Source organism: Streptomyces sp. SID13726, assembly GCF_010548375.1.
GTDB lineage: Bacteria > Actinomycetota > Actinomycetes > Streptomycetales > Streptomycetaceae > Streptomyces.
Map to the genome: position 1 here is coordinate 134,998 of NZ_JAAGLY010000016.1, position 26,724 is coordinate 161,721.

Consider the following 26,724-nt stretch of genomic DNA (forward strand, 5'->3'; position numbering starts at 1 on the left):
GGAGCCGATGCTGTAAAGGATGAGGCACGTTACTCCACCGATCACGTGCCTCGACGGAGAACTCGTCCATTGGACGCATCCGATCGCCGCCACGGGCGATCCGGCGCACGCGCGAACGAGGACACCGCCCGACCGCGACGGACACGCATCCACACGCGGCGTCACTCGTTCTGCACGCCGACACCACCTGGGGGTAGCCCACCGCGCCCCTGGGAAGGACTGACGGGACGGCGAGGAGGCCCATGACCTACGCGATTGACGACCAGGAAGCCGTGTTTCGCCTGCTCACGCAGGCTCGCGCGGTGCTCTTCGACTTCGACGGACCTGTATGCGACCTCTTCGGCGGCGTGTCCACGGCAGGGGTCGCGAAGGAAGTCAAACGGAAGGCCCTGCGGTACTGGGGCACACTCGACCGGGATGTCGAGGAGTGCGACGACTCTCACGGCATCCTCCGGCGTCTCAGGGACATGTACGACCGCTCCCCGAAGCGGCGTCGCCGACGTCCCCTCGTCCTGGCCGAACGCATCGTCGCCCGCCAGGAGAGGACGGCGATCGAGACAGCCGAACAGACCCCGGACATCGTGACCCTGGTGGACCTGCTGCTCGAAGTCCCGATGCGTCTCGTCATCGTGAGCAACAACGCCGAGCGCCCCATCAGGAAGTACCTCAAGCGGTCGAAGCTGCGGGGAAAGATCAAAAAGGTGTTCGGCAGGGATCCACGGAACGCGGGCCTCATGAAACCGGATCCGGACTGCGTGCACCGTGCCCTTGCGCATCTCTCCCTCGATAGCGCCGCCTGTGTACTGATCGGCGACCAGCTGACCGATCTGAAGGCCGCCCAGTCGGCTGGAACACTCTTCATCGGCTTCACCCAGGACAGGTCCCGGGCGGAGGAAATGCTCCAGTGCGGCGCCGACGCCGTGGTCACCTCCTACGCACCTGTCATCAAGGCCTGCCGGGAGCGGCTGGCGGCCGGTGGCACCTCCGGCAAGCCGCTGTCGCACGCTACTCGCTGAGCAGGTTCCAGAGGGAGTTGAACCACCTCTGCATGCTGTCCACGAACACCGTCCCCTGGGCGTGGGGATCGGGATCCTTCACGTGGTGCGTGAGACCGGCGCTCACCCCCTCCACGTCGAGCGCGTCCTCTATCTCCCGACCGTCGTCCAGCACGATGTTCCGCCGGTAGACCTCGTATGGTCCCAGCACCGCCTCCACTCCGTTGAGGAGATAGAGCTTGTGGTGCGGCATCAGAGGAATCCGGCGGATCTCCACGGTCACAGAGGGCACGCGCCCCTCGGCGTGGAGATTGCGCAACACGGAACGCACAGACGGAGTGTGCCGACGGGAGATGTCCAGATAACGCTGCTTCAGCAGCTCGTCGTGGGTGCCGTCCTTGGTCTGCCAGTAGGGGGCCGGCAGTTCCTCCGAAGGCACCAGCATGCGCAGGGCGATGCTCTGGGGGGTGATCGCGCCCGCTCGGATCCGCTCGGCCTGGACTCGGATGTGAGTGTCGAGCGACTCGGACGTCAGCGTGAAGACATCGAGCCGTACGTCGGGCTGCTCGAAAGCGTGGCCGATGAGGGGACCCAGCGTCACCATGCGATCGGGCTGTGTGGCGCTCGTCGGTGAGTGAATGAGTTGCACCTTGACCACGCGTGATCCGCTGCCCTGACGCGAACGGATCCAGCCCTCGCTGATCAGCTCCCGCAGGACCCGTTGGACGGTGTCCCGGGAGACTCCGAACTCCTCAGCGAGATCACGCTGTGACGGCAGCAGAGAATTCAACGGATACCTTCCGTTGGCCATCCGCGCCCGCAACTCACCTACCACGCGCTCGAACGGCTTGCTGCCGCTGTCGCCGGTGTCGCCGTCACTCACACAGCGACCGTACCTCTCCGCCCTGGCGAGCACGCCACTTTCAGTCAAATGAGCAGGCCAATTCGCCTGCCAGTTAAGGGATCAGCCAGTCAGGGCATCACCACAACAAGGCAACCAGTCCAATTGGACTGGAAGTTGATCGCCTCTCGGACGTGCCAACTGGGGGAGTCATGTTCGTCTTTCAACTGCTGTCCGCTGTCCTCCTCCTCGGGCTGGACCAGTTATTCCAGTCCCGCTACGGAGCACTCGGAGTGCTGTGCCTGTTACTCGTGGGCGTAGGCCTCCGCGCCCACAACACGACGTGCCTGTCTGCGGGAGTCGTGATCTTCGTTCTGTTGATGGTCCAGGCCTGAGGTGACCGGCAACCGGTCGCTCCGGGTGTCCACCGGCTCAGACCCGCTCGCGAACCGTACTCAACACCGACCACAGCGACCCCACGATCGACACCGCCCCCGCCTCCCTCAGCAGCCGCGCCTTGCGTTCGTTACGCGCGTAGCCCAGGAAGGGGACGCCTGCGCTGTGGGCGGCGAGGTAGTCGGAGGGGGTGTCGCCGATCATGAGGGCGTCGGCGGGGGCCGCGCCCATGGCGTTCAGGGCCCGGTTGAGGCAGTGCGGGTGGGGTTTGAGGTGGTGCAGGTCGTGCGTGCGACCGTAGATGTGCGGGGTGAAGCAGGAGACCAGGCCGCGTCCTGCCAAGTATTTGCGCACCACTCGCGGGGAGTTGTTCGTCGTGATGGCCAGCCGGGAGCCCACGGCGGTCCAGGTGCGTATGAGCGGGTCGGCGTACGCCGTCGGCATCGCCGAGGACGCGGCTCTGAGCTCCTCCTTGGTGAGACGTTCCTCCAACTCCGCGACCAGGTCACTGCCCGGGTGCCTGGCGTCCACGGCACGCAGCACGACATGCGGGTCCAGGGTCAGCCGCTCGCCGTCGGTGACGAGGCCGCGCAGGCCGCGGCTCTCCAGCCAGTCCACCAGCTCCGTGGCGACCTTCGCCGCCGAGTGCCCGGAGAACAGGCTGCAGATCGGCCCGTCGAAGTCCCACAGCACCACCCGCGCGCGGGTGACCAGGTCCCGCAGGTTCTCGGCCTTGTTCTCAGTGTCTGATGTCACCAGTTCAGTCTGCGTCGTCTCAGAAGTCACTAAGAGAGTGTCAGGTCCGTCGTGATGGTTTCCCAGAGGGCGTTGAACCACTTCTGCGATTGCTCCACGAATGCCGCGTCCCGCTGGCCCGCGCCCTTCTCGAAGGAGAAGAGGAGCGACTCGGTGCCCATCACGTCGTACATGTCGAGCGTTCCCGCGTCGGTGGCCTCCTCGCGGCGGGCGACCATGTAGTACGCGATCAGGGCCTCCGACTCGTTGAGCAGGTACAGCTTCACCGGCGGGGTGAACGGCAGCGCGCGGAACGTGACCTTGACGTCGATGCCGTGGGAGGTGCGCAGGGCCTGGAGGTTGTGGCGCAGGACGTGACCCTGGGCGTTGCGCATCTCCAGCCAGCGCTGATGGACCGGGTTGTCGTCGTCGAGGGCCTCGACCGGGACCGGGAAGGCCAGGTTGATGTCGCGGGAGGGCAGCAGGATGCGGACGTTGATGGAATCGGGGCGGATCCGGCCCTCGTGGATCAGGCGGACCGGTTCGCTGAGGGCCACCATCAGGGTCTCCGCGGTCAGGCACGCGGCGTCGATCCGGACCTGTGCGCCCGCGAAGGCGTCGGTCAGCCGGGGTGCCAGGGCCACCATCGTGGGCTGAGGCTCCCCCGAAACCGGCACCCGCTCCGCGATCCGCGGTGGGCTTCCCTTGCTCACGTTGCTGAGGAGGCCGTCCTCCTGGAGGGCGCGCAGGGCCTGGCGGACCGCGCCCCGTTCCACGCCGAACTCCTCCGCGAGTTCGGCCTGGGTGGGGAGGCGGTCGCCGGCCTTGAGGTCGCCTGTGCGGATGCGTTCGCGCAGGGTGTCGGCGATCTCCTGGGGCGAGAGCCTTCTGCTGCCGTTCACTGCCACGTTCTCCTGGGTCACGACCAAACGTTACAACTCCAATCCATCTATGGGGAGTTGTACGGAAGTTGTTTATCAACCCCTGCCAAGTGGGGACAACATAAGCAGAGTTGGTTACCAACTTGGTTCAGTTGGTGGAAGTTTTGCCTCCACGCCGACCTGGTCGACCTTGCCCACCCGGCCGACCTGGTCGATCGCCTCACCTGCCCCACCCGAACTACCCGCCCCACCCGAACCACCCACCCCGCCCGCCCCGAAGCTCGAAGGGGGAACCAACATGCCAGCCCTCGCCCTCCTCTCCGCCGTCTTCGTCGTCGGCGTCGAGCAGACCCTGCAGTGGAAGTACGGCGCCACCGGGATCATCGGCCTGCTCCTGCTCACCGTCGGGATCAAGGCCAAGAACCCGGCCCTCAGCTCGGTCGGCGCGGTGGTGCTGGCGCTGCTGGTCGCGGGACCGGCCCTATGACCCGAACCCGCCCGGATCAGCCACTGTGGGAGACGTCAGCTCGTGAGCAGCAGCTCCGAACTGATCGTCTCCCACAGTGCGTTGAACCACAGGTTCGACTGCTCCACGAAGGTCGTGTCCCGCAGCCCCGCCCCGTGCTCGAAGGCGAACAGCATCGACTGGGTGCCCTCGGCGTCGTACATCTCCAGGGGTTCGTGGTCGATCTCCTCCTTGCGGCGCTTCAGCGTGTAGTACGCGAAGAGCGCCTCCATGCCGTTCAGCAGGTAGAGCTTGACCGGTGGCGTGAAGGGCAGGGCGCGGAAGGAGACGTGTACGTCGATGCCGTGGGTGGCGCGCAGGGCGAGGAGGTTGTGCTGGAGGACCTGGCCCTGGGCGTTGCGCTGGGCCAGCCAGCGTTCGTGGACCGGGTCGTCGTCGCCGCGGCCCTCGACCGGGACCGGGAAGGCGAGGTCGATGTCCCGCGAGGGCAGCAGGACCCGGACGTCGACCTTGGCCGGATTCAGCTGTCCGGCGTGGATCTGGCGCAGCCCCTCGCCGATGGCGAGGTTGAGGGACACCGACGTCAGGCACAGGGCGTCGATCTCGACGTGCGGGGCGGCGAAGGCCGCGGCGATGCGGGGGCCGAGGCCTACCGTCGTGGGCTGCGGCGCGGCCGCGGGGCCGGTGAGCGCCCTGCCGGTGCCCAGGTCGGGGGCGACCGTCGCCGGGCTGCCCTTGGAGACGTTGGTGAGCAGGTGTTCCCTCTGGAGCAGGTGCAGCGCCTGCCGTACGACCCCCCGCTCGACCCCGAACTCGTCGGCCAGCCGCGCCTGCGTGGGCATGCGCTGACCTGCCCGCAACGTGCCGGACCTGATCCGGGCGCGGAGCTCGTCGGCCACCTCGTGGTGTGACGTCTGTGGCCGCTGTGACCTCTTCCGCCCATTGACGGAGGCGTGTTTCGGGTCCACGACCAAACACTACAACTTCCCGCCATCTTTGGGCAGTTCACCGGAAGGTGGTTATGAGACGCTTCCAAGCGGAGATAAGTACAGTGAAGTTGGTCGCCAACTTGAGCAACCTTGAGAAACATGGTCAAAGCTTCGCAAGGTTGGCCAACTCGGTGGCCGGCAGGGGCCACTGTCCCGAAGGGGGGACCGTCATGCCGCTCATCGCCATCGCCATCGCCGCCCTCGCCGTCGGTTTCGAAGCGCTCGTCCAGTGGAAGTGGGGCGCGATGGGCATCATCGCGTTCCTCGCGCTCACCGTCGGCGTCAAGACGAAGAGCGTCGCCATCAGCGGCATCGGAGCGGTCATCCTCGTGATGCTGCTCTCCCAGTCCGGCTGATCGGGCTCCCTTCCGGAGGGGAGCCGGGAGCTCGATCGGTCTGCACAGCCACAACTGAACACCGACAACCGAACAGCGGCACCGGCCGCACCCACCGCACAGCCACAACTCAACAGCTCGCTACGGATACCCGCACAGCCACAACTGAACAGCTCGCTACGGATGCGAAGCAACAGCCCACCCGTCCCCGCCCGAAGGGAGCGCTCAGAACATGTCCGGGCACCAAGGACGCCTGGACGTACGCAGCAGGGCGTCGGCCGTCAGGCCGGCGCCCGCTTGCTGTTCCCGCACCCGCCCCAGCGCCGCGAGCCGCACCGCCGACTCGTCCCCGAGCCACAGCGCCGCCAACTCCCCCACGTCCAGCGTGAGATCGGGGCTCGCGGTGGTCGTCGTACAGGAAGCTCCCGCGGGCGAGGCGTCGAGGCGGTACCGCCCGCCGGCCAGCCCGGCCGGGTCCACGATCTCCAGCACGAGGGCGCCCTCGGCGTCGTACGTCCGCGCCTCCAGGGCTCGTACGACGTCCAGGATCCGCACCCACATCCAGTCGGCCTGGGTGGTGATCCCGGCCGCGCGCGGGTCCGGGAGCAGATGCGGGAGCAGGTCGTCGGGGGCGCGGGAGCCGCTCCTGACCCGGGTGACCCAGTCGATCGAGCAGAGGTAGTGCCACAGGGCGCGCTCGGCGGCCGGGGTCGTGGTGAGCAGGCTCCGCACGCTCGCGGTGTTCAACGGCTGCTTGGCGTCACCCCAGTTGTCGTCCACCTCGTACGCCAGCAGCCCCTCGACCGTACCGTCGCCCGCGCGGTACACCGCGAAGAACGGCTCGGTCCACTTCGGGTCGACGCGCACCGCGCCGGTGGTCATCCGCCACCACCAGTCGCTGCGGCTCACGGCGCCCGGGGTGGCGCGGCGCATCCGGTCGTGCAGGTCGGGGCCGAGCTTGCGGACCTCGTCGGGGCCCACCAGCTCGATACGGCTGCCGTCGTCGAGGCGCGGGCCGCGCGGGTCGAGGCCGGTGCGCGTCACGTCCACGGTCCACTCGGCGGCCGAGGTGGCGGGGCCGAAGCCGTAGCGGCCGTAGATCGGGTACTCGGCGGCGATCAGGGTGGCCACGACGTCGCCGCGGTCCTTCGCGGCGGCGAGGTCCTGGTTCATCATGCGGGTGAGCAGGCCGCGCCTGCGGTGCGGGGCACTGACGGTGACGGCGGTGATCCCGTCGGCCGGCACGAGCGCTCCGCCGACCGCCGTGACCTCCTGCCCGAAGGACCGGAAGGTCGCCACGCACCGGTCCCCCTCGAAGGCCCCGACGAACCGCCCGGGCTCGAACTGGCTCCGCCGCGCCTCCAGCTCCGCCTCCGACACCACGGGCTCCCGCAGGAACCCGGCGTGCACGGCCCGCAGCCACTCCGGGTACTCGGCCTCGGTGACCGGACGGATCTCGATCTCGGGACGGTCGCTCATGGGGCCACGGTAGGCGGGCGGGGGTGAGGTGTCTCGTCGATTTCCGAGCGGCACGCAGGCAACGGAAGAGAGGCCCTACGTCAGCAGATCCTCCACCTGCGCCTCCCCCTCCCGATACCGCCGCGCGATCTCCGCGCTGGACTCGTCCGCCGTCCGCTGCAAGCCCTGCCGTCGGCCCGAGACCTGCTGTTCGTAGCGGACGAGGCGGCCCATCGCGGTGTTCAGTTCGAGGTCGGTGCGGGCGGCGAGGTCGGAGAGTTCGACCTCGGCGAGCATCTCGGCGGCGAGGAGGCGGTACTCCTCGCTGTGCGGGGTGCCCAGGGTGACGTGGCGGGCGGAGGAGCGGTGGCGGGCCGGGGCGTCGGTGAGGATCTCCGGGAGCCGCTCGACGACCGAGGGCTCGCCGACGTCCAGGACGGCGCCCGTGCCGGTCGGGGAGCGGCGTGCCAGTTCCGCGCGGAGGATGTCGATACGGCCCTGGAGGAGCCGCCGTACGTAGCTGAGGTCGGCCTCGTCCCGCTGGGCGTCCCGGCGCAGGGTGCGCAGCTCGGGCAGGCTCAGTGCGGGGAGGTCGTGCTCGGGCGGCTCCGGGGGCAGCAGAGGGCTGTCCGTGCGTTGCGCGGGTGGCCGTCGACTGCCCAGCCGCCCGGTACTCGGTGTGCTCATGTCCCTCAACCGTCCCCTCGACCGGCGCGTGGAAGCATCGTGCCACCCCAAGTGGCCGCTATGTGACCGAGTGCCCCCGAACGGCCCCAGATGGGGGGTTAAGGATCAAAAACAAACCCGCGCACGGTCTCTTTCGACGGGCCCGGCATGATGGACCCATGCGAGCGGTGGTGCAGAGAGTGGACGGCGCGAGCGTCGTCGTGGACGGCGAGACGGTCGGGGAGATCAGCGGCGAGGGACTGTGCGTCCTGGTCGGGGTCACCCACGAGGACACCAAGGAGAAGGCGGCCCAACTGGCCCGCAAACTCTGGTCCGTCCGCATGCTGCACGACGAGAAGTCGTGCAGCGACATCGACGCCCCGCTGCTCGTGATCAGCCAGTTCACCCTGTACGGCGACGCCCGCAAGGGCCGCCGCCCCACCTGGAACGCGGCCGCCCCCGGCGATGTCGCCGAGCCCCTCGTCGACGAGGTCGTCGCCCAACTGCGCGCCCTCGGAGCGACGGTGGCCACCGGCCGGTTCGGCGCCCGGATGCGGGTGTCGCTGACGAACGACGGCCCCTTCACGGTCCTGCTGGAGATGTGATCCTTGTCGGGTCTACGACCCCGTCGGCGCCCCGCGCAGGAACTCCCGGCAGTCCGCCGCCACCGCCCCCATCCCCAGCTCCTCCGCCGTGGTGAGCGCGGTCCTGGCGAGGTCACCGGCCCCGGCCCGCACCGCGACGGAGTCCGACCGCAGCCGCGCCCTGGCCTCGTCCAGCCGCAGCCGTGCCATCTGCGCCGGGGAGTGCTGGGCGAGCCGTACCGCGCGCCGCAGATGCCCGAGCGCGGTCTCCGGCTCCCCCGCGACCAGCGCGAGCAGCCCGCTGAACCGCGCGGCCGGGCCCAGCAGGACGGTCGGCCAGCCGGCGAGGACCAGTTCGCCGGGGTGCGCGTCGAGGAGGGCGCGCAGGGGTGGGACGTACGGCAGCAGCTCCTCGCGGCGGACGCCCCGCCGGTCCAACTCCGCGCAGGCTTGGGCGAGTACGGCCGCCGTGGGCAGGGCCCAGCCGCTCGGCGGGAAGGTGGTGAAGCCCTCGGTGTCGGCGGCGAAGGCCAGTACCTGGTCGGCCGCCTGGTCGTGGCGGCCGGTCTCGCACAGGGCGAGCGCGAGCCCGGCGCGCCAGACCGGGAAGTAGTCGCGGCGCCGGACGCCGGACATCAGCGGGGAGCCGAACAGGTCGGCCATCCGGCCCTGTTCGTGGCGCAGCCAGTACGCCTGGCCCAGACAGGTCTGGCTGAGGGTGTCGGCGGGCACCGACAGGTCCGTCTCCATGGCCTCGGCGATCTCTCTGGACCTGCCGAGGATCCACTCCTCGGCGGCACCGAACTCGCCCTGCCACAGGTTCATCAGGGCGTCCAGCGTGCCCTGTTGCCAGTGCGCGAGGGTGCTGTGCCGGTGGGCGGCGTGCTCGCGATGACGTCGTACGGTCGCGTCCGCCGCGGTCACCCGGCCGACCCTCAACTGGTCGATGGCCAGGGCGACCAGGGCCTCGCCGACGAAGTACATGGAGCGGGAGCGGGTGGCGACGTCCCGCAACTCGGCAGACAGGGCGAGGAGTTCACCGGCGGGGGCGAAGTCGTAGAGGGCCCAGCGGCATTCGGTGAGGACCTCGCAGTGGGTCTCGGCGCCGACGGCCGGGAGCCGGTCCCGTAACTCCCGCAGGACTCCGCGGGCGCGGTCCACGCTGGTGCCGGGTTCGGCGCCGGGGACCGCGGTGTCGTCGCCGACGCCCATGGTCAGCTTCTTGGCGCGGTGCGCGGCGAGGCGCAGCCGCAGCTCCACCGCGGGGAGGTCGCCGCGGCCGGCCAGCGTGTTCAGGCTCTCGTCGATCCGGGCGAGGAGGTCCCGGTCGACCTGCCCGGGGTCCGACCAGCGGCGGGCACAGCGCACGACGGCGTACGCCCGGGCCAGGTCGTCGCCCTCGGCGGCCCGGTACGCGGCGAGGTAGAGCCGGCCGGCCTCGTACATGTCGCCCAGCAGGTGACGGGTGTCGCCGCGGCGGATGAGCTGGTCGAACTCGGCACCGAAGGTGGCGGAGAGAAGGGAGGTGGCGGAGGTCCCGCTGGAGACACCACGGGCCCCCGGCACACGGGAGCGGCCGAGACCACCGGAACCACCCGCGCCCCCTGTACCCCCTACACTCCCTGCGCCCCCCGAACTGCCCCCACCACCGGCCCCGTTCGCCCCGACCCGCCGTCGAGGTCGCTCGGCCTGCGCGAGTCGGTCCGGCAGCAGGGCGAGCAGTTCGCCCTCGGCGTGCAGGGCCGTGTCGCACTCCCGGGCCAGGGCGGGACCGGCCAGCCGGCTGCCGTTCTCCACCCGACTCAGGTAGCTCTTGCTGTAGTTGACGAGCCGAGACAGCTCGCCGAGCGAGAACCCGGCCGCCTTCCTGCGCATGCGCAGTGCCTCGGCGAACTCCTCTTCCGGTGTCATGGCTGTCATGGCGCCTCCCCCGGACATCGCCACTCAGTTCGCCCGAACACTTGCTCCATGTGCCCGTGCGCTCGCTGCCCGTTGCCAAATTATGGGTTGTCAACGGCATATCGCGCCCGGTGTTTCCCGGCCTGGCCCACCCTGGAATCGGAGAGCGCCCCGCGCGGGGGGCGGGGCGCTCACGACGGGAAAGTCAGGACACGGCATGAGCACCCACAGCACATCCCGGGAACACGACCACGAGGACCCGGCGGAAGAGAACCGGGAAACGTTGTCAGGCCCGCAGAGCATCCCACGCCCGGTTCTGCTGACGGGTTTCCTGATCACCGCGCTGGGCGGACTGACGGGCCTCGCCGCGGTGGTCTCGGCGCTGACAGGGCTGGGCGGCGGCACGGGGGACGAAACCGGCACCACCCCGAAACCCGCGCCCACACCCACCCGCGCATCGGCATCGGCATCGGCATCGGCCCCGGCCTCGGTCGAGATCCGCCACCCCCAGCAGGCCGCCTCCGCCCGGCACCACCAGAAGGTCTACGGCATCGCGGTGATCCCGCCGCACCACACCCTCTGGCTGGCCAGCCGCAAGAAGGGCGAGGCGGGCGTGTACCTGCTGGGCCGGGCGCACATCGTGAAGCAAGGCACCGGGGCGGACGACCCGACGAGCTGGGACGCCTGTCCGCAGATCGGCGACTACCCGGCCCAGCGGGGAGCGAGCTTCGAGATCATCGCGGCGCTGGTCCCGGACACCACGTCCGACTACCTGCTCGGCGCCAGGACCTACACCGGCGTCCAGCTGGTCCCGGCGGACCCGGCAGCGGACGTGGCGGGCCTGGTCAGCACACAGCTGCCCCCAGGCACCGACACCGCCCACCAGGACTCGGTATGGGTGACGCTCGCGCAGGGCGGCGAGGACTGCGCCTGACGCCCCCCTGACACCGCCCCCTACGGCTCTACGACGACCTCCTGGGCCGCGGCCGTCGTGTCGGCGACGAGGCGGGCGTCCAGGGGTACGTTCCGCTTGACCAGGGCGAGGGCGACGGGGCCGAGTTCGTGGTGGCGTACGGACGTCGTCACGAAGCCGATCTTCCGGCCGTCCGGGCCGTCGTCCGCGAGGCGGATCTCGGTGCCGGCGGGCGGCAGATGGACCTCGCTGCCGTCCAGGTGGAGGAAGACCAGACGGCGCGGGGGCTTGCCGAGGTTCTGGACCCGGGCGACGGTCTCCTGGCCGCGGTAGCAGCCCTTCTGGAGGTGAACGGCCGTACCGATCCAGCCCAGTTCGTGCGGGATGGTGCGGTGGTCGGTCTCGAAGCCGAGGCGCGGGCGGTGGTGCTCGACGCGCAGCGCCTCGTAGGCGAGCAGACCGACCGCGGGTCCGGACTTCTCGGCGTACGACTCCAGGTCCGCGCGCGGGAGGAAGAGATCACGGCCGTACGGCGTCTCGCGTACGACGGCCCCCTCCGGCACCTCGGCGATGGACCCGGCGGGGAGGTGGACGACCGCGAACTCCTCGGTGCGGTCGGCGACTTCGACCCGGTAGAAGAACTTCATCGACTCCAGGTAGGCGATCAGCGCGTCCTGGGTGCCGGGTTCGACGTGGATCCAGACGGTGGTGCCGTCGTCGACGAGGTACAGGGCGTGCTCGATGTGCCCGTGCGCGGAGAGGACCAGGGCCTCCGTGGCCTGTCCCTCGGGCAGATCGCTGACGTGCTGGGTGAGCAGGAGGTGCAGCCAGCTGAGCCGGTCGTCACCGGTGACCGTCACGACCCCCCGGTGGGAAAGGTCGACGAATCCGGCGCCGTCGGCGAGGGTGCGCTGCTCGCGGAACAGGTCGCCGTAGTGAGCGGCGACGCCTTCGTCCACGCCCTCGGCGGGGACGGCGCCGGGCAGGGACAGCAAGGGGCTCTTCATATGCCTAAGCCTACGACTCGGTAGTTGAATTCTTGAGCTCACGGGACTTGCGGGAGCAGTCCCGGCAGCGGCCGAAGATCGCGAAGTGCTTCATGTCGGTCTCGAAGCCGAAGGTCTCGCGCAGCTTGGCCGTGAACTCGGCGGCCACCTTGATGTCGGCCTCGATGACGTTCTCGCAGTCGCGGCAGACCAGGTGGATGTGGTGGTGCCGGTCGGCGAGGTGGTACGTCGGCGCCCCGTGCCCCAGATGGGCATGGCTGACGAGGCCGAGCTCCTCCAGCAGCTCCAGGGTCCGGTAGACCGTGGAAATGTTGACCCCCGACGCCGTCTTCCTCACCTCGATGAGGATGTCGTCGGGGGTCGCGTGCTCCAGGGTGTCCACAGCTTCGAGGACAAGCTGGCGCTGCGGCGTCAGCCGGTAGCCGCGCTGCCTCAGGTCGCTCTTCCAATCGGTGCTCACCACGGGGCCAAGTCTAGGACCGGCAGGACAGGAAACAATCCGACAACTTGGTGTGAAGTTTCCACACGGAAGGGTCCAAGTGGCCGCTTCTCCCGTTGCCTGACAGCTGTTTGCGAGTTTTACTGGCGGGTAGTCGGAATAGTAAACCCAGGGAAACAATGAGGACGGCCGGAGGTGTGCCCATGCTGCTCAGTTTCCGCGTGGCGAACCACCGCTCCATCCGCCAGGAGCAACAGCTCAACCTTCACCCGGTCTACGACGACGACCGGCCGTCCGGCACCGCCTGGGAGGCCGTCCCCGTCGCGGGCGTCTTCGGCGCCAACGCCTCGGGCAAGACCAACCTCGTGGACGCGCTCCAGTACATGGCCCGCATGGTGGTCTCCTCTCATCGGGATGCCGAACCGGACGGTGGTGTCCCGCGCCACCGCTTCCTCCTCGACGACGTGGCGAAGAGCGAGCCCTCTTGGTACATCGCCGACCTGCTGCTGGACGACGTCCGGTACACCTACGGATTCGCCGTCGACGACGACCGCGTGACCGAGGAGTGGTTGGACAGCTATCCGAAGGGCAAGAAGCGTGAGCTGTTCTCCCGCGAGGAGGACAACCTCAAGCCCGGAGCCTCCCAGGAGACCCGGCAGCTGGAACTCGTCGAGAGCATCACCGAGCCCAACGTCCTCTTCCTCTCTCTCGCCGCGCGTTCCCGCCAGCGGGACTTCCGGCCGGTGTACGACTGGTTCGCGCAGCAGTTGCGGTTCCGGCGCTCGTCGGGCCTGGCTGCGCTCTGGGGGTACGGTGCCACGCGAGCACTCAAGGACGCCGACCGGCACCCGGAGATCCTTCAGCTGCTGCGGGCCGCCGACCTGGGCATCGAAGCCTGCGGTACGGAGCGGGTCCAGGTCGACGAGGAGGTTCTCCGCAGGGACTACGGCAAGAACAGCAGCGCCCTCAATCGAGTGCTGTTCTCTCTGGAGACCGGCGGTACTGGGGAACGTGTCCGCCCCTGGGTGGGACACCGTGGTCGCGACGGCATCGTCCAAATGGATCTCCAGGACGAGTCGGCCGGCACAAAGGCACTTCTGGAGCAGGTTCCACGCTTCCTCGACGTACTGCGCGAAGGTGGAACCTTCGTCGTCGACGAAATCGACGCCAGCCTCCATTCCCTCCTCACCGCGCGCCTCATCGGACTTTTCCAGAATCCGGAGACGAACCGCCACGGCGCCCAGCTAATCTTCACCACGCATGACCCCAGCCTGCTGGGACGCCGCGACGGGGACGACATCCTGAAACGGGATCAGATCTGGTTCGTTGAGAAGAACGAGTACGGCGAAAGCTCCCTGTACTCACTCGCCGACTTCAAACCGCGCAAGGACGAGAACCGTGAGCGCCGCTACCTGGGGGGCAGCTACGGTGGCATCCCGTTCATCGACGAAAGCTTCACCGAGGCGCTGCTGAGGAGGGGTGGGGGGACTGACCAGAACGCCGAAACCCAGCGGCAGCCCCAGGCAGAAGAAACCTCGCCGGGACACTGACCTGACCCGTCGGGCCGACGTCAGGGACAGCGCTGACCAGTTCATGGTCGTCTGCGGCTCCGAGTCCACGGAGTACGACTACCTCAGCGGTTTCAAAGCCCACTTCAAACGACGGAACCTGTCGGTCAAAGTTGCCAAGAAACCCGGTTCACCGCTCCAGGTCGTCAACTACGCGGCGGAGCGCTGGGGCGGCGCAGGCGACGAGTTCGACCAGGTCTGGTGCGTGCTGGACGTGGACGAGTACACCGACCTGGAACGGGCTGTCCGACGCGCGCGACAGCGACGTATCGAACTCGCCGTGTCCAATCCGTGTTTCGAGCTTTGGCTGCTGTTGCACCACACCGACCACCAGAGCTGGACCCAGGACTACGACGCGCTCAAAAAACTACTGGGCAAGTATGGCGATGTACCAGCCGACAAATCCGTGGATTTCGCCCGGCACTACGGTGGAAATCTCTGGAAGGACGCGGTACGGCGAGCCCGTTCACTCGCGGAAGAGGGCACGGAGCACTTGCCAGAAAGTAATCCGGCAACACGTATGTGGCGGCTCGCACTGGCCATCACGGGTGAGGAGGCATAGAGGCCGGACCCGCCCGGCCTCTATGCCGCGTATGCGGGGACGAACGCCTACTTGAAGAAGGCGATCCCGTCGTCCGGCATGTCGTCGGGGAGGGCCTTGGCCCAGCGCTCGACGTCCTCCGGGGTGACGACCTTCTTCAGGTGGGCGGACATGTAGGGGCGCAGCTCGACCTCGGGGGTCTGCTTCTCGCCGACCCACATGAGGTCGCTCTTGACGTAGCCGTACAGGCGCTTGCCACCGGAGTACGGCCCCGAGGCCGCCGTACGCGCGACGGCGTCGGTGACCAGGTCGATCTGGGGCTTCTGCTTGGCCATCTCGCCGTACCAGATCTCGACGACACCGTCGTCGCGGACCATGGTCACCTCGACCTTGCGGTCGGCGTCGATGCGCCAGAAGCCGTGCTCGCTCTCCAGGGGGCGGACCTTGTTGCCGTCGTTGTCCAGGACCCAGGTGTGGGACTCGTACTCCAGGAAGTCCCGGCCGTCGTGGCTGAAGGTCACCTCCTGGCCGAAGTTGCACTTCTCCGAACCGGGGAAGTCGTGCACGCCAGCGCCGGCCCAGTTGCCGAGCAGGAAGGCGAGCGGGACGAGGTCCTTGTGGAGGTCGGACGGGATCTCGATCATGACGTCGGCAGTTCCTTGATGGGGGTCAGCGCTGGCCCTGGTACAGCTTCTTCACGGTCAGCCCGGCGAAGGCGAGGACGCCGACGCAGACCAGGACCAGCAGGGCTTCGAAGAAGATCTCCACGGGGTGCTCCTCGGATGAGCGTGGTTCGGTACGTGTGCACAAGGCCGGGCCCCAGCTTACGCGGCCGGGACCCGGGGGGCCGTGCGAGGTCCGCTCACCCCAGGAGCTGGCTCTGGAGGGTCACGGTCTGCTGGAACGGTACGGGGTTCGCGGCGCCCTTGCGGGACTGCACGACCAGGGCGAGTACGTCGCCGGAGCTGATGTAGGCGTGCCGGGTCTGTTCGGTGCCGTACGGCTTCGGCTCGACGTAGACGGAGGCCGTGATGTCCTGGATGCGGGCCGCGTCCGGGAAGTGCTCGTCGGAGACGGAGGCGGTGGCGTCGCGCAGTTCGTAGCCGGGGCTGCCGTAGGGGGCGAGGTCCCGGCCGAACAGGTCGTCCACCACGGCCGCGGTGTCGAACTGCATCAGGTAGATCCGGGTGTGCGTGCCGTCCGGGGTGGTCCAGCCGCGCGCCGCGATGTGCCGCAGGCCGTTCTCGGAGAGCTTGGTGCCGAGTTCGTCGCGGTCCTCCTTCTCGGCGTACTCCCCGAGGTAGTCCTTCACCGGCAGCCAGCCGTCGGTGCCGCGCAGTGCGGGGTCCGCGGTCGCGCCCTCGGGCGCGGGCAGCACGAGCGCCCGCAGGTCGGCGTAGTGACTCCCCGCCTTGTTGCCGGCGTCCAACGGCCCCGGCTTCCCCGCGGGCAACGGCGCCTTCCTCAACACCGGAAACACCCACCGCCCGTCCGACACGGTCCCCAGCCCTGGCACGTCCGTCCGCTCCATCCCGGCGATCCCGTAGGCGGTACCGGCTCCGAAGAGGGCGAAGGTGAGCAGGGCGGCGGTCCAGCGCAGGGTTGCTCGTAGGTGGCGGTGGTTCTTGGGGGTGGTGGTGGGCGCGGTGGGGTGCGGTGCGCCGGATTCGGGTACCTGCGCGGGCGGCGGCGCCGTAACGAGGCCGGGCGCGGACTCGGGTGCCGCCCCGGAAACGGGCGCACGAGCGGGCTCCGGCTCGGCTACGGGCCCCGAGGGCGGGGTGGGGGCGGACACGGCCTCGGCCGCGGCAACGGCCTCCGGCTCGGATACGGGCGCCGAGGGCTCGGCAGCCCGGTCCAGGGGTACGACGTCCCCCGGCTCGGTCCGCTCGGCCTGATCGGCTTGGTCTGCGTGACCGGTCTCGGTGGGCGGGTGCCCCTCCTCGACCGCGCCAACCGGCTCGACCACCTCGACCTGCCCGGCTCCGCCAGACACAGCGGGCTCGCCGACCGGTTCCGTCGCCCCGACCCGTCCCGCCTCGCCGGACCCGGCGGACTCATCGACCGACTCCGTCACCTCGACCGGTGCTGCCGCCCCGACCTGCCCGACGTCACCGGACGCGCCGACCGATCCCGTCACCACAACCTGCCCAGCCTCACCACCCTCACCGGACACGGCGGCCCCGTCGGCCGGTTCCGTCACCTCACCCGGCTCGACTCGGCTCACCTCATCCGCCGTCCCCCGCAGTGAGCCCCCGTCCAACAGCTCCCCTGCCCCGGCCCGGGCGATCTCCGTGTTCGGGCCGTCGCTCGTTCCAGCCGACCCCGGACCCGGTACCGGCTTCGCTTCCGTCTGCTCGGTCATACCGACTCCCCCGGTTCCGCGATGCGGTCGAGTTGTTCGCGCAGGAGCATGGCGATGCCCGTCTTCTGCATGGGCTTCGCGCTGTCCGCGGTGAGGCTGACCAGGACGTTGCCCTGGTGGGCGGAGCAGAACATGGAGTCCAGTTTTTCGTCGGAGTCGGTGGGGAGGAGGTAGCAGCGGGCGTCCTTGTGGCCCTCGACGCGGGGACCCTCGCGCAGGACGTCGCCGAGGGCGTCGAAGAACTCGTCCTGGAACTCGGTGATGCCCCGGACCGCCGCCTTGTTGTCCAGCTGCGTCAGCTCGATGGTCACCGTGGAGGCCTGGTCCGTGTAGACGGAGGAAAGCTCCTCGGTGCTGACGTAGCTCCGCATCGCGACACCCGTGAGGCGCTGCTTGTCGATCCGCTTCTCCAACGCCTTGCGCTGCGTCCGCGGCAGCCCGCTCAACGACTCCTTGCGCAAGGCGGTGGCCTGGGCCCCGCTGAGCTGGGCGTCGTACCCGTACTCCCCGATGTCGGGCCCCCGGCTCCACCCGTCGGCGCCGTACGGCACGAGCATCGCGGAGAGACCCTTCGCCGGTGCCGCCTTCGCCTTGTCGGTCCGCGCCTCGGGGAACTTCCACACCGGCGCGCCCGCGTCACGATCGGCGCCGTTCACGGTGACCACGGTGAAGCCGACCCCCGCGACGACCGCCCCGGCCAGCACCACGGACCCGACGACGGCGGCGATACGGCCACGCCGGACCCGTTTCCGAACGGGGGCCGGGGTCTCGCCGGCCTCCCCCGCCCGCTGCTCCTCGTGCTCGCTCACAGCTTCTTCACCTGCCGCTCGGCCAGATCCATGATCTTCGCCTTCGGGACGGGCTTGGTGTCCCAGACGAAGATCTTCATGAAGACGTCCCCGCGCCAGGCGACGGCGGTGGCGTTGTACTGCGGCAGATAACCGGGCTCGGTCTCCGGCTTGGTGTGGACGTAGACCATGGCGTTGTCGCTGCCCGGCACCGCCCAGCTCTTGGTGCCGGCCTCGGAGTCCTCGTAGTAGTTCTCGCTGTCGGCCACGTCGGAGGCCTGGAGCTCCTCCTCCTGCCGGTACTGGATGAGGCGGATCTCCACGCCGTAGGTGCTGCCGATCTCCCAGCCCGTGTCGGCGGAGCGGCGGAACTCCTTGGAGACGAGGTCCCCGAACGCCTCGGCCGGCTTCTTGGACAGCTTCGCCAGCTCGGCGAGCGTCATCCAGCGGTCACCGGTCACCCACTCGCCGTCCTTGGCCCCCGCAGGCTTCTTCAGCAGCAGTTTCCTCAGGTCGCCGTCGGTCTTCACGCGGCGGTCCCGGTCCGCGGACAGGGGTTCGGGGGCCGGGGTGTCGGCCTGGGCGAGCGTCGGCTGGGAGAGCGAGGCCAGCTTCGTGGGCTCGCGGTCGGCCTGGATCAGATATCCGGTACAGGTCCCGGCGACGACGCCGAGCGCGGCGGCTCCGGCGATCAGCAGGGTGGTGCGTCCACGGCGGCGGGGCGGCCGGGCTTGGGCCGGGGCGCCTCCTGCTACCTCCGCTACTTCTGCTCCTGCTGTTTCTGCTGTTTCTGCTGCTTGGGGTTCTTGCAACGACGTTCCTCACACCGGCCTGAAGCGCGCATGCCATATACGCGCGCACAGGAGACCCATGATCGACGTCCGGAGTTGTAGGGGCGCTGATTACGATTCGGCCATGGCGAAGAAGCTCGTGATCAAGGTGACGGCGGGGGCGGATGCCCCTGAACGGTGTTCGCAGGCGTTCACGGTGGCGGCGGTGGCCGTGGCCAGCGGGGTGGACGTCTCCCTGTGGCTGACCGGGGAGTCCGCGTGGTTCGCGCTCCCGGGGCGGGCGGCGGAGTTCGACCTCCCGCACGCGGCGCCCCTGCCCGACCTCCTGGACTCGATCCTCGCGGCCGGCCGCGTCACGCTCTGCACGCAGTGCGCGGCCCGCCGGGACATCACGGAGAAGGACGTCCTGGAGGGCGTACGGATCGCCGGGGCGCAGGTGTTCGTACAGGAGGCACTGGGGGACGAGACCCAGGCGCTGGTCTACTGACCCTCCCGGACCTCGGTCCACAGGCAGAAGGGGTGCCCGGCGGGGTCGAAGAGCACCCGCACGTCGTCCTGCGGCTGATACTCGGCCGCCCGCGCCCCTTCCGCCACCGCCCGAGCGGTCTCGGCGTCGAGATCGTCCACCTCGATGTCCAGGTGCAGCATCATCTGCTGCTCGCCGGGGTCACGGCTGGGCCAGGTGGGCGGCACGTACTCAGGCTCCCCCTGAAGGGCGAGCGCCACCCCCTCCACCCCCGCCGGCGGCCCGATGAGCACCCACTCGGGCTCCTCACTCCGCACGACGTACCCGAGCAGCCGCCGATAGAACCGAGCCAACTCATGCGCGTCCCGCGCATCGAGCACCACGGTGGAAACCCTGACAGCAGCCATACGCACCCCCCTCGCTAGGGTCACACCGTATGAACGACAGCGTCTACGTGGGCAACGCCGGCGAGGATGCGGCCCTGGACCGGGGCTGGCTCCTGGGGCACTTCAAGAAGGCCGGGGATCCGCGTCACAGCGAGGAAGTCGAGATCAAGTGGGGTGTTCATCCGTGCGGCGACGAGCGGTCGCAGTGGGTGCGAGGTGAGGAACGCACCGCGCTCCTGGTTCTCGTCAGCGGGCGGTTCCGGGTGGAGCTGCCCGGTCGGAGTGTGCTGCTGGAGCGGCAGGGCGACTACGTCGTATGGGGGCGCGGAGTCGATCACTCGTGGTTCGCGGAGGAGGAGTCAGTGGTGCTGACCGTCCGCTGGCCGTCCGTCTCCGGCTACTGAACTCACCTCGGCCCCCGCTTCTTGCCGTCCAGTTCGTCCCACCACTCGTCCGACTTGGGGTCGCCGGAGGGGTCGTCCCACCAGCGGTCGTCGGGGCCTCGGCGGTTGGCGACCATGGCGGCGACGGGGGGAATGACCATGGCGACCACGCACATGGCGACGGCCGCCGGGATCGACCAGAGGCGGACCACTCCCCAGGCCAGGACGAAGAGGCCGATGCAGGTGCCCATCATGGCGAAGTAGGCGTGACGGCGTCGGGCCAACATACGTCCAGCGTATGCCTGGGAACGCCGGAAAGCCGTACCCGCAGGGGTACGGCTTTCCGGTCGGTCCCGGTCGGTTCCGGTACGTCAGACCGCGATGGCCACCTCGGCCAGACCGCCCTGCTGCGCGACGACCGTACGGTCAGCCGTGGCTCCCGGTACCAGCGCGCGGACGGTCCACGTGCCCTCCGCCGCGTAGAAGCGGAACTGGCCCGTCGCGGAGGTCGGGACCTCCGCGGTGAACTCGCCGGTCGAGTCGAGGAGACGGACGTAGCCGACCACGGGCTCGCCGTCCTTCGTCACCTGACCCTGGATCGTGGTCTCACCGGGCTTGATCGTCGAGGCGTCCGGGCCGCCGGCCTTCGCTCCACACATGTCTTTGCTCCAAGTCTCACAAGAGGTCTGACCGGAGGAAGGCCGGTCGGGGTCTGCGGAAGGGACTTACTTGTTGGCGCCGAGCTCGATCGGCACGCCGACGAGGCTGCCGTACTCGGTCCAGGAACCGTCGTAGTTCTTGACGTTCTCGACACCGAGCAGCTCGTGCAGCACGAACCAGGTCAGGGCCGAGCGCTCGCCGATACGGCAGTACGCGATCGTGTCCTTGGCGAGGTCGACCTGCTCGTCGGCGTAGAGCTCCTTGAGCTCGTCGTCCGACTTGAAGGTGCCGTCGTCGTTGGCGTTCTTCGACCACGGGATGTTGCGCGCGGACGGCACGTGGCCCGGACGCTGCGACTGCTCCTGCGGAAGGTGCGCGGGGGCGAGCAGCTTGCCGGAGAACTCGTCGGGCGAACGGACGTCGACCAGGTTCTGCGAACCGATCGCCGCCACGACGTCGTCGCGGAACGCGCGGATCGCCGTGTTCTGCGGCTTCGCCGAGTACGTCGTGGCGGTCCGCTCCGGGACCTCCTCGACCAGCTCGCGGGCGTCCAGCTCCCACTTCTTGCGGCCGCCGTCGAGAAGCTTGACGTTCTCGTGGCCGTAAAGCTTGAAGTACCAGTAGGCGTAGGACGCGAACCAGTTGTTGTTGCCGCCGTAGAGGATCACCAGCGTGTCGTTGGCGATGCCCTTCGCCGAGAGGAGCTTCTCGAAGCCCTCCTGGTCGACGAAGTCACGGCGGACCGGGTCCTGGAGGTCCTTGGTCCAGTCGATCCGGATCGCGTTGCGAATGTGGTTCTTCTCGTAGGCGGACGTGTCTTCGTCCACCTCCACGATCGCGATGTCGGCGTTGTCGAGGTTGGCCTCGACCCAGTCGGCGTCGACCAGGACGTCGCTGCGGCTCATGCTCTTTCTCCTCCGGGGCAGTTGCGGCGGGGCGTGCGGAAGGGTGCGCGGGGCGCACGGATGCCCGAGAGTGCCGGGGCACCAGGGCAGAGGGATGCGGAGGCCGGTGCCGTCCGCGTCAGAAGGGGCGACAGAGCATGGCGGCGACGCGGCACAGGTCTACTGCCCGCCGCTTCGTGAGGTCCGCCTGTCGCTTCATAGGTCCCGATCGTAGGGACGGACATACCGGCATGTCACCGGTGTGTCGCATACTGAGATGCCATCGTCCGGCATGTGGGATCAGCGAACCGCCCGGGCCGTGGTTCCACGGTTCCCGGGCGGATGTAGCCGTCATCACATCTACGGTACGGACGTCACCGTCTCGCCTGCCGGACAGGCTTACCCAGCCAGCTTGACGTTCGAACCCTTCACCGTGATCTCCACACCGTTCTGCCCCGCCTCGACCTTGTCGAGCTGGATACCGCCCGGCAGGCCCTCGATCTTCTGCTCGAAGTCGGTGATCGACCGGACGTCCGAGTCGGCGAGGGTGACGTTGCCGAAGCTGGGGATCGAGTCGGCCCGCACCCGGACGGTGTCGCCGTCCACCACGGAGACCGTGCTGAGCACCGAGACCGGCTGGTCCAGGGCGCTCACCTTGAGCTCGACCTTGATCTTGCCGTTGCCGCCGTCGGAGAGACCGGTCACCCGCGCGGTGACACCGAACGGCAGCTTCGTCTCCTCCGACTTGGCGGCCTTCAGCAGCTGGGCGTAGGTGATGCTCGCCGTGCCGGAGGCGGTGTCGGCGGTCGCCGAGCTGTAGTCGCCGGAGAAGGCGACGCCCTTCATGTTCGCCTTGAGGTCGTCGATCTGGATGGTGCCGCCGCTGGTGCCGGTGTCCGCGTCGTACTGCTTCATACCGACCTCGACGTCGTCCAGCTCACCGCCGGCGACCTGCGTCAGGAACGGGAACCCCTTGATGTCCACGCTCGGCGTCGTGGCCAGCCCCTCCTGCGTCTTCAGCCGGTCCGCGACCTCGCCCTCCGCGAAGTGCACGGCGAGCCGGTCGGCGGCGACGAACAGCCCGCCGAGGATCACGGCGATGATCAGAAGTATTCGCAGGGCGCGCATGCGGTGGGTCCCCCAGAGCGGCGGTGGTGTCGACGGACGGGTGGCCGTCGAGCGTGAGAGTAACCCCGCGAAGCAGGACCACCGGCGAATTGTCGACCAGCTGTGACACGAGCACTGTCACGCCGTCGCGAAGATCACCATCAGCAGCCCGGCGACACTGAGCGCGGTGAGCACGCCGGTCCAGAAGGCGTCGTCGGCCCGGAGCCGACGGAGCCGACGGAGTCTGCGGCGCGGCTGCGGTACGGGGGTGGGGGCGACCGTGGGGGCGGGGGGCTCGGGCAGCGGGGGGAAGCAGGGCGGGGGCACCTGGCATCCCAGGTACGGGCGGGGCTGCGGACGGTCCGTCATACCGGGTGCCCCTTTCCCTCACACACACGGTCGGCCAGCAGGAACGGCCCGTCGGTCGCGGGCCGCCTCGGCAGCTCTACGGCGTTCCGCGCACGGTCGTTCGCCGCGCGCACCCCGGCACTCAGCCGCTCGCCGTCGGTCGGCTCCCGCAACGCGGAGAAGTCGGCCTGCCACTCCCTCCCGCCTCCGACGGGGCGCAGCATCGCGTACGGCCCCGTGCGGTCCTGGTACTCGCCGACTCTGTTGGTGGCGGGGTCGAAGAGGAGGGTTCCCGGTTCCATGAGGTTTCTGTCCTTTCGCCCAACATCTATACGTAATGCGACAGTTGAAATACTCTGTGCAGTCCTGGGTGCTTAAGAGCATGACCCAGGGAGGTGGATGGGCGCGACGAGAACGGGCCCAAATTCCACAGCGGGCCCTCCAAATTCCACAAATTCCACAGCAGGGCAGGGAGGTCGCAGTGCCGCAGCGGCGGGTGGTGACGGGGCGGAGTTACGAGCCCAGGGTGCGTTTCGCGGAGGAGTTGCGGTCCTTAAGGGCGGCCAAGGGGCACAGCCTTCGGGACCTGGCTGAGCGGCTGGGCTGGGACCCGTCGACCCTCGGCAAGATGGAGAAGGGGCAGAGCCTCGGCGGGCCTGAGGTGGTCGAGGCGCTGGATCAGTACTACGAGACTCCGGGGCTGCTGCTTGCCCTGTGGGAGCTGGCAGTTGGGGATCCGACGCAGTTCAAGGAGCAGTACCGGCGCTACATGATCCTGGAGACGGAGTCGCTGAGCCTGTGGCAGTACAGCGTCAGCACCGTGCCCGGGCTATTTCAAACGGACGGGTACGCCCGTGAGTTGCTCGCGTTGGGTGGGGCCAAGGGTGAGCAACTGGACCAACAGGTCGAGGCCCGCACCGGGCGACGCAAGCTGCTGGAGGAAGAGGACGCACCCGTCTTCCGGGCGTTGATCGCGGAGGCGGTGCTGCGCACGCCCCTCCAGGACACGGCTGCGTGGCGAGGGCAGTTGGAGCACCTGCTGGAAGTGTCACAGCTGCGCAATGTCACGCTCCAAGTGGTGCCTCAGGGCGCAGGCCTGCACGGCCTGGTGAGTACCGACGTCATGTTCCTGAGGCTCTTCGGCGGGCGGACCGTGGCCTACTTGGAGAACGCCCTCCGCGGCGAACTGATCGAGGAAAACGCGTCGGTCGAGCGGCTCCACCACGCATACGATGCGATGCGTGACCTCGCGCTGAATCCGGCCGAGTCACGCAAGTTCATCCTGCGAGTGTTGGAGGAAGTGCCGTGCGAGCCATCGACCTGAGCGGCGTGACGTGGCGCAAGAGCAGCTACAGCAACCCGGACGGCGGCAACTGCCTCGAAGTCACCGCCGACGTCCCCTCCCTCGTCCCCGTCCGAGACAGCAAGGACACCACCCGCACCCCGCTCCTCTTCACCGCGTCCGCGTGGGCGACGTTCGTCGAAGACGTCAAGCGCTGACCACTCGGCCCAGCAGGTACACCGCCGGCGCTGCCGCGGCCAGCGGCAGCGCCACTCCCGCCGTGAAGTGGACGAAGCGGGACGGGTAGTCGTAGCTCGCCACCCGGTGTCCGATCAGCGCGCACACCGCCGCGCCCGCGCCCAGCAGCGCGCCCTTCGCGCCGAGGCCCGTCATCCCGCCGACGGCGATGCCCGCACCGGCGGCGGCGAGCAGGGACACCACGACCGAGGCCGGTGTCGGCAGGGGCAGCGCGCGGGCGAGGATCGCCACGGCGACCGCCGCCGCGCCCACGGACACCGCGTCCGGGGCGGCCGCGAGGTGGCCGGTGGCGAGGATGGCCAGCGCTGCCGAGGCGACGGTCGCCATGAGGCCGTACATGCGCTCGTCGGGGTCGGCGTGGGAGCGGAGCTGGAGGACCAGGCTCAGGAGCACCCAGACGCCCAGGGTGCCGAGGATCGCGGCCGGGGCGTTCGAGCGGCCCGCCGTCAGCAGGGCCGCGTCCGAGGCCAGTGCGCCGAGGAAGGCCAGCGCGATGCCCTGGCGGGCCGGCCACATGCCGTTGAGCCGGAACCAGCCGGCCGCGGTGACGGCCTGGAGGACGACGAGGGGCACGAGAAGGGCGTACGACCCGACGGCGGCGGCGCCGGCGAGCAGCAGGCCGAGGAGTGCGGTGAGCGCGGCGGGCTGGATGCCGGGCTCGATGACCGGGGACCGGCCTTCGAGGCGGGCGCGCTGGGCGTCGGTCACGCGGGCGTTCCCGGCGACGGTGGCGGGGCCGTAGCCGGAGGAGGGGGCGGGCTCGGGGCCGGGGGGCGGCGAGGCGAACGCGGGGTCCTGCGGCGCGGGAGCGTAGGCCGCCGCGTACTGCTGCGGCGGCAGATACGCCGTGTCCGCCGGGGCCTGGAGCGGGGTGTGCACCTGGGTGTCCCAGGTCTGGCCCTGCCACTGCTGGGTGTACTGCTGCGCGGCCTGCGGGTCTTCGTACCCCTGCTCGGCGTGGGCGGGCCAGCCCTGCTGCGGATACTGGTCGTAGCCCTCGTACGGCTGGTTCGTCATCGTCACCCTCCTGCGAACGGCGGGAGCACCTCGACCGTGCCGCCGTCGGCCAGCCGTACCGTCTCATGTCCGCGGGTGCCCACGGGGTCACCGTCGACCAGGAACGAGCATCGCCGCAGGACGCGCACCAGCTCACCGGGGTGTCGCTCGCGCGCGGCGTCCAGCGCCTCGGCGAGCGTCGCCGCGTCGAACGGCTCCTCGGCGAGACCGGCCGCGGCCTTCGCGGCGGCCCAGTAGCGCACCGTGACCTTTGGCATCCGCTTCCTCAATCGATCGGTGATGTCAGGGGCCAGGCTAGCCGCCCGCTGTGACAGCCCAGTCCCCGATCCGGCCCAGCAGCTCGTCGCCGGCCGCGTGCTCGGCGTGGCCCATGGGCTCGATCCACAGCTCGGCGTGGTCGCCGGCCGCCGCCGCGAGCATCCTCGGGTGGTCGAGGGGGAAGTAGCCGTCGCGGTCGCCGTGGACGATGAGGAGGGGGGTGGGGGCGATCCGCGGGACCGCCTCGACCGGGGAGAGGGGCACCGGGTCCCAGTCGCGGTCGTGGATCCTCGTACGGAATCCGTAGCGGCCCACCAGGCGGCCCGCGGGGCGGGTTACCAGCCAGTGGACCCTTCGCATAGGGGCGGTGCCCCGGTAGTACCAGCGGGCCGGTGCACTGACCGAAACCACCGCGTCGGTGTACGCACCCGTGCGCCCCGCGCGCCCCGACCCGTCCGGGCGGTGCAGCGCCGCGTGCCGCAGGACCACCGAACCGCCCATGGAGAAGCCGATCGTCGCCACGCGCGCGTGGCCGAGTTCACGCGCCCAGGCCACCGCGGCGGCCAGATCCAGCACCTCGCGGTCGCCGACCGTGGAGCGCCCGCCGGAGGCTCCGTGGCCGCGGAAGGAGAACGTGACCACGGCGCCGTACTGCGTGAAGGCCTCCACCACCCGGCGAACATGAGGACGATCCACATCGCCGGTGAAACCGTGCGCGATCACGAACACCAGGTCACGCGCGGGTGGCCGGGAAGCGTCGTATACGAAGGGCGGCGGATCGTATACGGAATCGATCGTCACACCGTCTGCGGTGCGCAGAAACGTCCGTATAGGTACGCGTCTGTGTGTCTCGACATGCGGACGCACCGTGGAACGCACCACACGACCTGCCGAATCCCTACTCATGTGGGCTATTCTCCTGGGAACAGGACTCGGGCGACGCAGCCCCCGGGTCCTTTTGTGCTTTCGGATACCCCTGTATACGAAAGCCGCGACCTCGCCGGGACCGAGGAGGAAC

The 26,724-nt window shown here is 69.3% G+C and carries 34 protein-coding genes and 1 pseudogene; 12 read left to right on the forward strand and 23 right to left on the reverse strand.

Translation table 11 applies throughout. The features are described from left to right. Window positions 1–242: 242 nt before the first annotated feature. A complete protein-coding gene (locus tag G3I78_RS33235; protein WP_164431511.1) occupies window positions 243–1,016 on the forward strand; it encodes an HAD family phosphatase in 774 nt (257 codons plus the stop codon). Here G3I78_RS33235 and G3I78_RS33240 read toward each other — a convergent pair. From G3I78_RS33240 to G3I78_RS33250, 3 genes are all read right to left on the reverse strand, one after another. Next, window positions 1,006–1,878: a winged helix-turn-helix domain-containing protein gene (locus tag G3I78_RS33240; protein ID WP_164431513.1), complete on the reverse strand. Its 873-nt coding sequence runs from the start codon at window positions 1,876–1,878 to the stop codon at window positions 1,006–1,008. The genes G3I78_RS33235 and G3I78_RS33240 overlap by 11 nt on opposite strands. A 390-nt stretch (window positions 1,879–2,268) precedes the next feature. Beyond that, window positions 2,269–2,988 (reverse strand): HAD-IA family hydrolase, encoded by a 720-nt coding sequence (locus G3I78_RS33245; RefSeq protein ID WP_343243915.1) that lies wholly within the window; start codon window positions 2,986–2,988, stop codon window positions 2,269–2,271. A gap of 29 nt (window positions 2,989–3,017) precedes the next feature. Continuing rightward, complete coding sequence (locus G3I78_RS33250) at window positions 3,018–3,896, reverse strand: winged helix-turn-helix domain-containing protein (protein ID WP_164431516.1); 879 nt, start codon at window positions 3,894–3,896, stop codon at window positions 3,018–3,020. 250 nt (window positions 3,897–4,146) lie between these two features. Here G3I78_RS33250 and G3I78_RS33255 point away from each other — a divergent pair, with 250 nt between their 5' ends. Continuing rightward, the gene (locus G3I78_RS33255) at window positions 4,147–4,335 is read left to right on the forward strand and encodes a hypothetical protein (protein WP_164431518.1); all 189 of its coding nucleotides are present in this window, start codon (window positions 4,147–4,149) and stop codon (window positions 4,333–4,335) included. 35 nt (window positions 4,336–4,370) lie between these two features. Here the strand turns inward: G3I78_RS33255 and G3I78_RS33260 are convergent, their stop codons facing one another. Next, window positions 4,371–5,288, reverse strand: coding sequence for a winged helix-turn-helix domain-containing protein (locus tag G3I78_RS33260; protein ID WP_164431520.1), 918 nt, complete (start codon window positions 5,286–5,288; stop codon window positions 4,371–4,373). Between the two features lie 185 nt (window positions 5,289–5,473). Between G3I78_RS33260 and G3I78_RS33265 the strand changes: the two genes are divergently transcribed. Further along, complete coding sequence (locus G3I78_RS33265) at window positions 5,474–5,659, forward strand: hypothetical protein (protein ID WP_164431522.1); 186 nt, start codon at window positions 5,474–5,476, stop codon at window positions 5,657–5,659. 204 nt (window positions 5,660–5,863) lie between these two features. Here G3I78_RS33265 and G3I78_RS33270 read toward each other — a convergent pair whose 3' ends face one another. After that, window positions 5,864–7,117: a GNAT family N-acetyltransferase gene (locus tag G3I78_RS33270; protein ID WP_164431524.1), complete on the reverse strand. Its 1,254-nt coding sequence runs from the start codon at window positions 7,115–7,117 to the stop codon at window positions 5,864–5,866. A 75-nt stretch (window positions 7,118–7,192) separates the two neighbouring features. Continuing rightward, window positions 7,193–7,783, reverse strand: a complete 591-nt coding sequence (locus G3I78_RS33275; protein ID WP_164431526.1) for an aerial mycelium formation protein — start codon at window positions 7,781–7,783, stop codon at window positions 7,193–7,195. A 158-nt stretch (window positions 7,784–7,941) separates the two neighbouring features. Here G3I78_RS33275 and dtd point away from each other — a divergent pair, with 158 nt between their 5' ends. Beyond that, entirely contained in the window at window positions 7,942–8,367 is a 426-nt protein-coding gene (gene dtd / locus G3I78_RS33280; protein ID WP_030318141.1) for a D-aminoacyl-tRNA deacylase, read from the forward strand. Between the two features lie 12 nt (window positions 8,368–8,379). Here dtd and G3I78_RS33285 read toward each other — a convergent pair whose 3' ends face one another. Next, on the reverse strand, window positions 8,380–10,266 hold the full coding sequence (locus G3I78_RS33285; RefSeq protein WP_203615850.1) for a helix-turn-helix transcriptional regulator: 1,887 nt from the start codon (window positions 10,264–10,266) through the stop codon (window positions 8,380–8,382). A 196-nt stretch (window positions 10,267–10,462) separates the two neighbouring features. Here G3I78_RS33285 and G3I78_RS33290 point away from each other — a divergent pair, with 196 nt between their 5' ends. Next, window positions 10,463–11,179, forward strand: coding sequence for a hypothetical protein (locus G3I78_RS33290; RefSeq protein ID WP_164431528.1), 717 nt, complete (start codon window positions 10,463–10,465; stop codon window positions 11,177–11,179). Window positions 11,180–11,199: 20 nt separating this feature from the next. On the opposite strand, the gene G3I78_RS33295 is transcribed toward G3I78_RS33290, so the two are convergent. Beyond that, window positions 11,200–12,165 (reverse strand): folate-binding protein YgfZ, encoded by a 966-nt coding sequence (locus tag G3I78_RS33295; RefSeq protein ID WP_164431530.1) that lies wholly within the window; start codon window positions 12,163–12,165, stop codon window positions 11,200–11,202. A gap of 10 nt (window positions 12,166–12,175) precedes the next feature. After that, window positions 12,176–12,628 (reverse strand): transcriptional repressor, encoded by a 453-nt coding sequence (locus G3I78_RS33300; RefSeq protein ID WP_164431532.1) that lies wholly within the window; start codon window positions 12,626–12,628, stop codon window positions 12,176–12,178. Window positions 12,629–12,807: 179 nt separating this feature from the next. On the opposite strand from G3I78_RS33300, the gene G3I78_RS33305 reads away from it, so the two are divergent. Both G3I78_RS33305 and G3I78_RS33310 read left to right on the forward strand, forming a co-directional pair. Beyond that, window positions 12,808–14,154, forward strand: coding sequence for an ATP-binding protein (locus tag G3I78_RS33305; RefSeq protein WP_164431534.1), 1,347 nt, complete (start codon window positions 12,808–12,810; stop codon window positions 14,152–14,154). Beyond that, on the forward strand, window positions 14,084–14,734 hold the full coding sequence (locus G3I78_RS33310) for an RloB family protein (RefSeq protein WP_343243916.1): 651 nt from the start codon (window positions 14,084–14,086) through the stop codon (window positions 14,732–14,734). The genes G3I78_RS33305 and G3I78_RS33310 overlap by 71 nt, the downstream gene beginning before the upstream one ends. Before the next feature lie 47 nt (window positions 14,735–14,781). Here G3I78_RS33310 and G3I78_RS33315 read toward each other — a convergent pair whose 3' ends face one another. Continuing rightward, entirely contained in the window at window positions 14,782–15,357 is a 576-nt protein-coding gene (locus G3I78_RS33315; RefSeq protein WP_164431536.1) for an FABP family protein, read from the reverse strand. A 218-nt stretch (window positions 15,358–15,575) separates the two neighbouring features. Continuing rightward, window positions 15,576–16,313, reverse strand: coding sequence for a hypothetical protein (locus G3I78_RS33320; RefSeq protein ID WP_164431676.1), 738 nt, complete (start codon window positions 16,311–16,313; stop codon window positions 15,576–15,578). A gap of 312 nt (window positions 16,314–16,625) precedes the next feature. Here G3I78_RS33320 and G3I78_RS33325 point away from each other — a divergent pair, with 312 nt between their 5' ends. Beyond that, on the forward strand, window positions 16,626–16,964 hold the full coding sequence (locus G3I78_RS33325; RefSeq protein WP_164431538.1) for a hypothetical protein: 339 nt from the start codon (window positions 16,626–16,628) through the stop codon (window positions 16,962–16,964). Window positions 16,965–17,074: 110 nt separating this feature from the next. On the opposite strand, the gene G3I78_RS33330 is transcribed toward G3I78_RS33325, so the two are convergent. Together G3I78_RS33330 and G3I78_RS33335 are read right to left on the reverse strand one after the other, a co-directional pair. Then, window positions 17,075–17,887, reverse strand: a complete 813-nt coding sequence (locus G3I78_RS33330) for a hypothetical protein (protein WP_164431539.1) — start codon at window positions 17,885–17,887, stop codon at window positions 17,075–17,077. Then, window positions 17,884–18,678: a hypothetical protein gene (locus G3I78_RS33335; RefSeq protein WP_343243917.1), complete on the reverse strand. Its 795-nt coding sequence runs from the start codon at window positions 18,676–18,678 to the stop codon at window positions 17,884–17,886. Before G3I78_RS33335 ends, G3I78_RS33330 begins: the two co-directional genes overlap by 4 nt. A 103-nt stretch (window positions 18,679–18,781) precedes the next feature. On the opposite strand from G3I78_RS33335, the gene G3I78_RS33340 reads away from it, so the two are divergent. Next, entirely contained in the window at window positions 18,782–19,144 is a 363-nt protein-coding gene (locus tag G3I78_RS33340; RefSeq protein WP_164431541.1) for a DsrE family protein, read from the forward strand. Here the strand turns inward: G3I78_RS33340 and G3I78_RS33345 are convergent. Further along, a complete protein-coding gene (locus G3I78_RS33345) occupies window positions 19,138–19,530 on the reverse strand; it encodes a VOC family protein (protein WP_164431543.1) in 393 nt (130 codons plus the stop codon). The two genes, G3I78_RS33340 and G3I78_RS33345, sit on opposite strands and share 7 nt — an antisense overlap. 29 nt (window positions 19,531–19,559) lie before the next feature. Here G3I78_RS33345 and G3I78_RS33350 point away from each other — a divergent pair, with 29 nt between their 5' ends. Next, the gene (locus tag G3I78_RS33350; protein WP_164431546.1) at window positions 19,560–19,913 is read left to right on the forward strand and encodes a signal peptidase I; all 354 of its coding nucleotides are present in this window, start codon (window positions 19,560–19,562) and stop codon (window positions 19,911–19,913) included. Window positions 19,914–19,915: 2 nt separating this feature from the next. Here G3I78_RS33350 and G3I78_RS33355 read toward each other — a convergent pair whose 3' ends face one another. From G3I78_RS33355 to G3I78_RS33380, 6 genes and pseudogenes are all read right to left on the reverse strand, one after another. Beyond that, complete coding sequence (locus tag G3I78_RS33355) at window positions 19,916–20,179, reverse strand: DUF3099 domain-containing protein (RefSeq protein WP_164431548.1); 264 nt, start codon at window positions 20,177–20,179, stop codon at window positions 19,916–19,918. Window positions 20,180–20,263: 84 nt separating this feature from the next. Beyond that, window positions 20,264–20,551, reverse strand: a complete 288-nt coding sequence (locus tag G3I78_RS33360) for a DUF1416 domain-containing protein (protein ID WP_003991226.1) — start codon at window positions 20,549–20,551, stop codon at window positions 20,264–20,266. A gap of 66 nt (window positions 20,552–20,617) precedes the next feature. Beyond that, window positions 20,618–21,457: a sulfurtransferase gene (locus G3I78_RS33365; RefSeq protein WP_164431549.1), complete on the reverse strand. Its 840-nt coding sequence runs from the start codon at window positions 21,455–21,457 to the stop codon at window positions 20,618–20,620. A 378-nt stretch (window positions 21,458–21,835) separates the two neighbouring features. Further along, entirely contained in the window at window positions 21,836–22,564 is a 729-nt protein-coding gene (locus G3I78_RS33370) for a DUF2993 domain-containing protein (RefSeq protein WP_164431551.1), read from the reverse strand. A 117-nt stretch (window positions 22,565–22,681) separates the two neighbouring features. After that, a complete protein-coding gene (locus G3I78_RS33375; protein ID WP_164431553.1) occupies window positions 22,682–22,912 on the reverse strand; it encodes a hypothetical protein in 231 nt (76 codons plus the stop codon). 89 nt (window positions 22,913–23,001) lie between these two features. After that, window positions 23,002–23,193, reverse strand: a pseudogene (locus G3I78_RS33380) (hypothetical protein); the annotation flags it as partial. Window positions 23,194–23,372: 179 nt separating this feature from the next. On the opposite strand from G3I78_RS33380, the gene G3I78_RS33385 reads away from it, so the two are divergent. Both G3I78_RS33385 and G3I78_RS33390 read left to right on the forward strand, forming a co-directional pair. Continuing rightward, window positions 23,373–24,215: a helix-turn-helix transcriptional regulator gene (locus tag G3I78_RS33385; RefSeq protein WP_164431555.1), complete on the forward strand. Its 843-nt coding sequence runs from the start codon at window positions 23,373–23,375 to the stop codon at window positions 24,213–24,215. Then, window positions 24,197–24,391, forward strand: coding sequence for a DUF397 domain-containing protein (locus G3I78_RS33390; protein ID WP_164431557.1), 195 nt, complete (start codon window positions 24,197–24,199; stop codon window positions 24,389–24,391). Before G3I78_RS33385 ends, G3I78_RS33390 begins: the two co-directional genes overlap by 19 nt. Here the strand turns inward: G3I78_RS33390 and G3I78_RS33395 are convergent. From G3I78_RS33395 to G3I78_RS33405, 3 genes are read right to left on the reverse strand one after another with little or no spacing between them, the layout of a single operon-like run. After that, window positions 24,381–25,448, reverse strand: a complete 1,068-nt coding sequence (locus G3I78_RS33395; protein ID WP_164431559.1) for a hypothetical protein — start codon at window positions 25,446–25,448, stop codon at window positions 24,381–24,383. The two genes, G3I78_RS33390 and G3I78_RS33395, sit on opposite strands and share 11 nt — an antisense overlap. 2 nt (window positions 25,449–25,450) lie before the next feature. Next, entirely contained in the window at window positions 25,451–25,705 is a 255-nt protein-coding gene (locus G3I78_RS33400; protein ID WP_123761663.1) for a MoaD/ThiS family protein, read from the reverse strand. Window positions 25,706–25,742: 37 nt separating this feature from the next. Continuing rightward, entirely contained in the window at window positions 25,743–26,612 is an 870-nt protein-coding gene (locus G3I78_RS33405) for an alpha/beta fold hydrolase (RefSeq protein ID WP_164431561.1), read from the reverse strand. Window positions 26,613–26,724 lie beyond the last annotated feature (112 nt).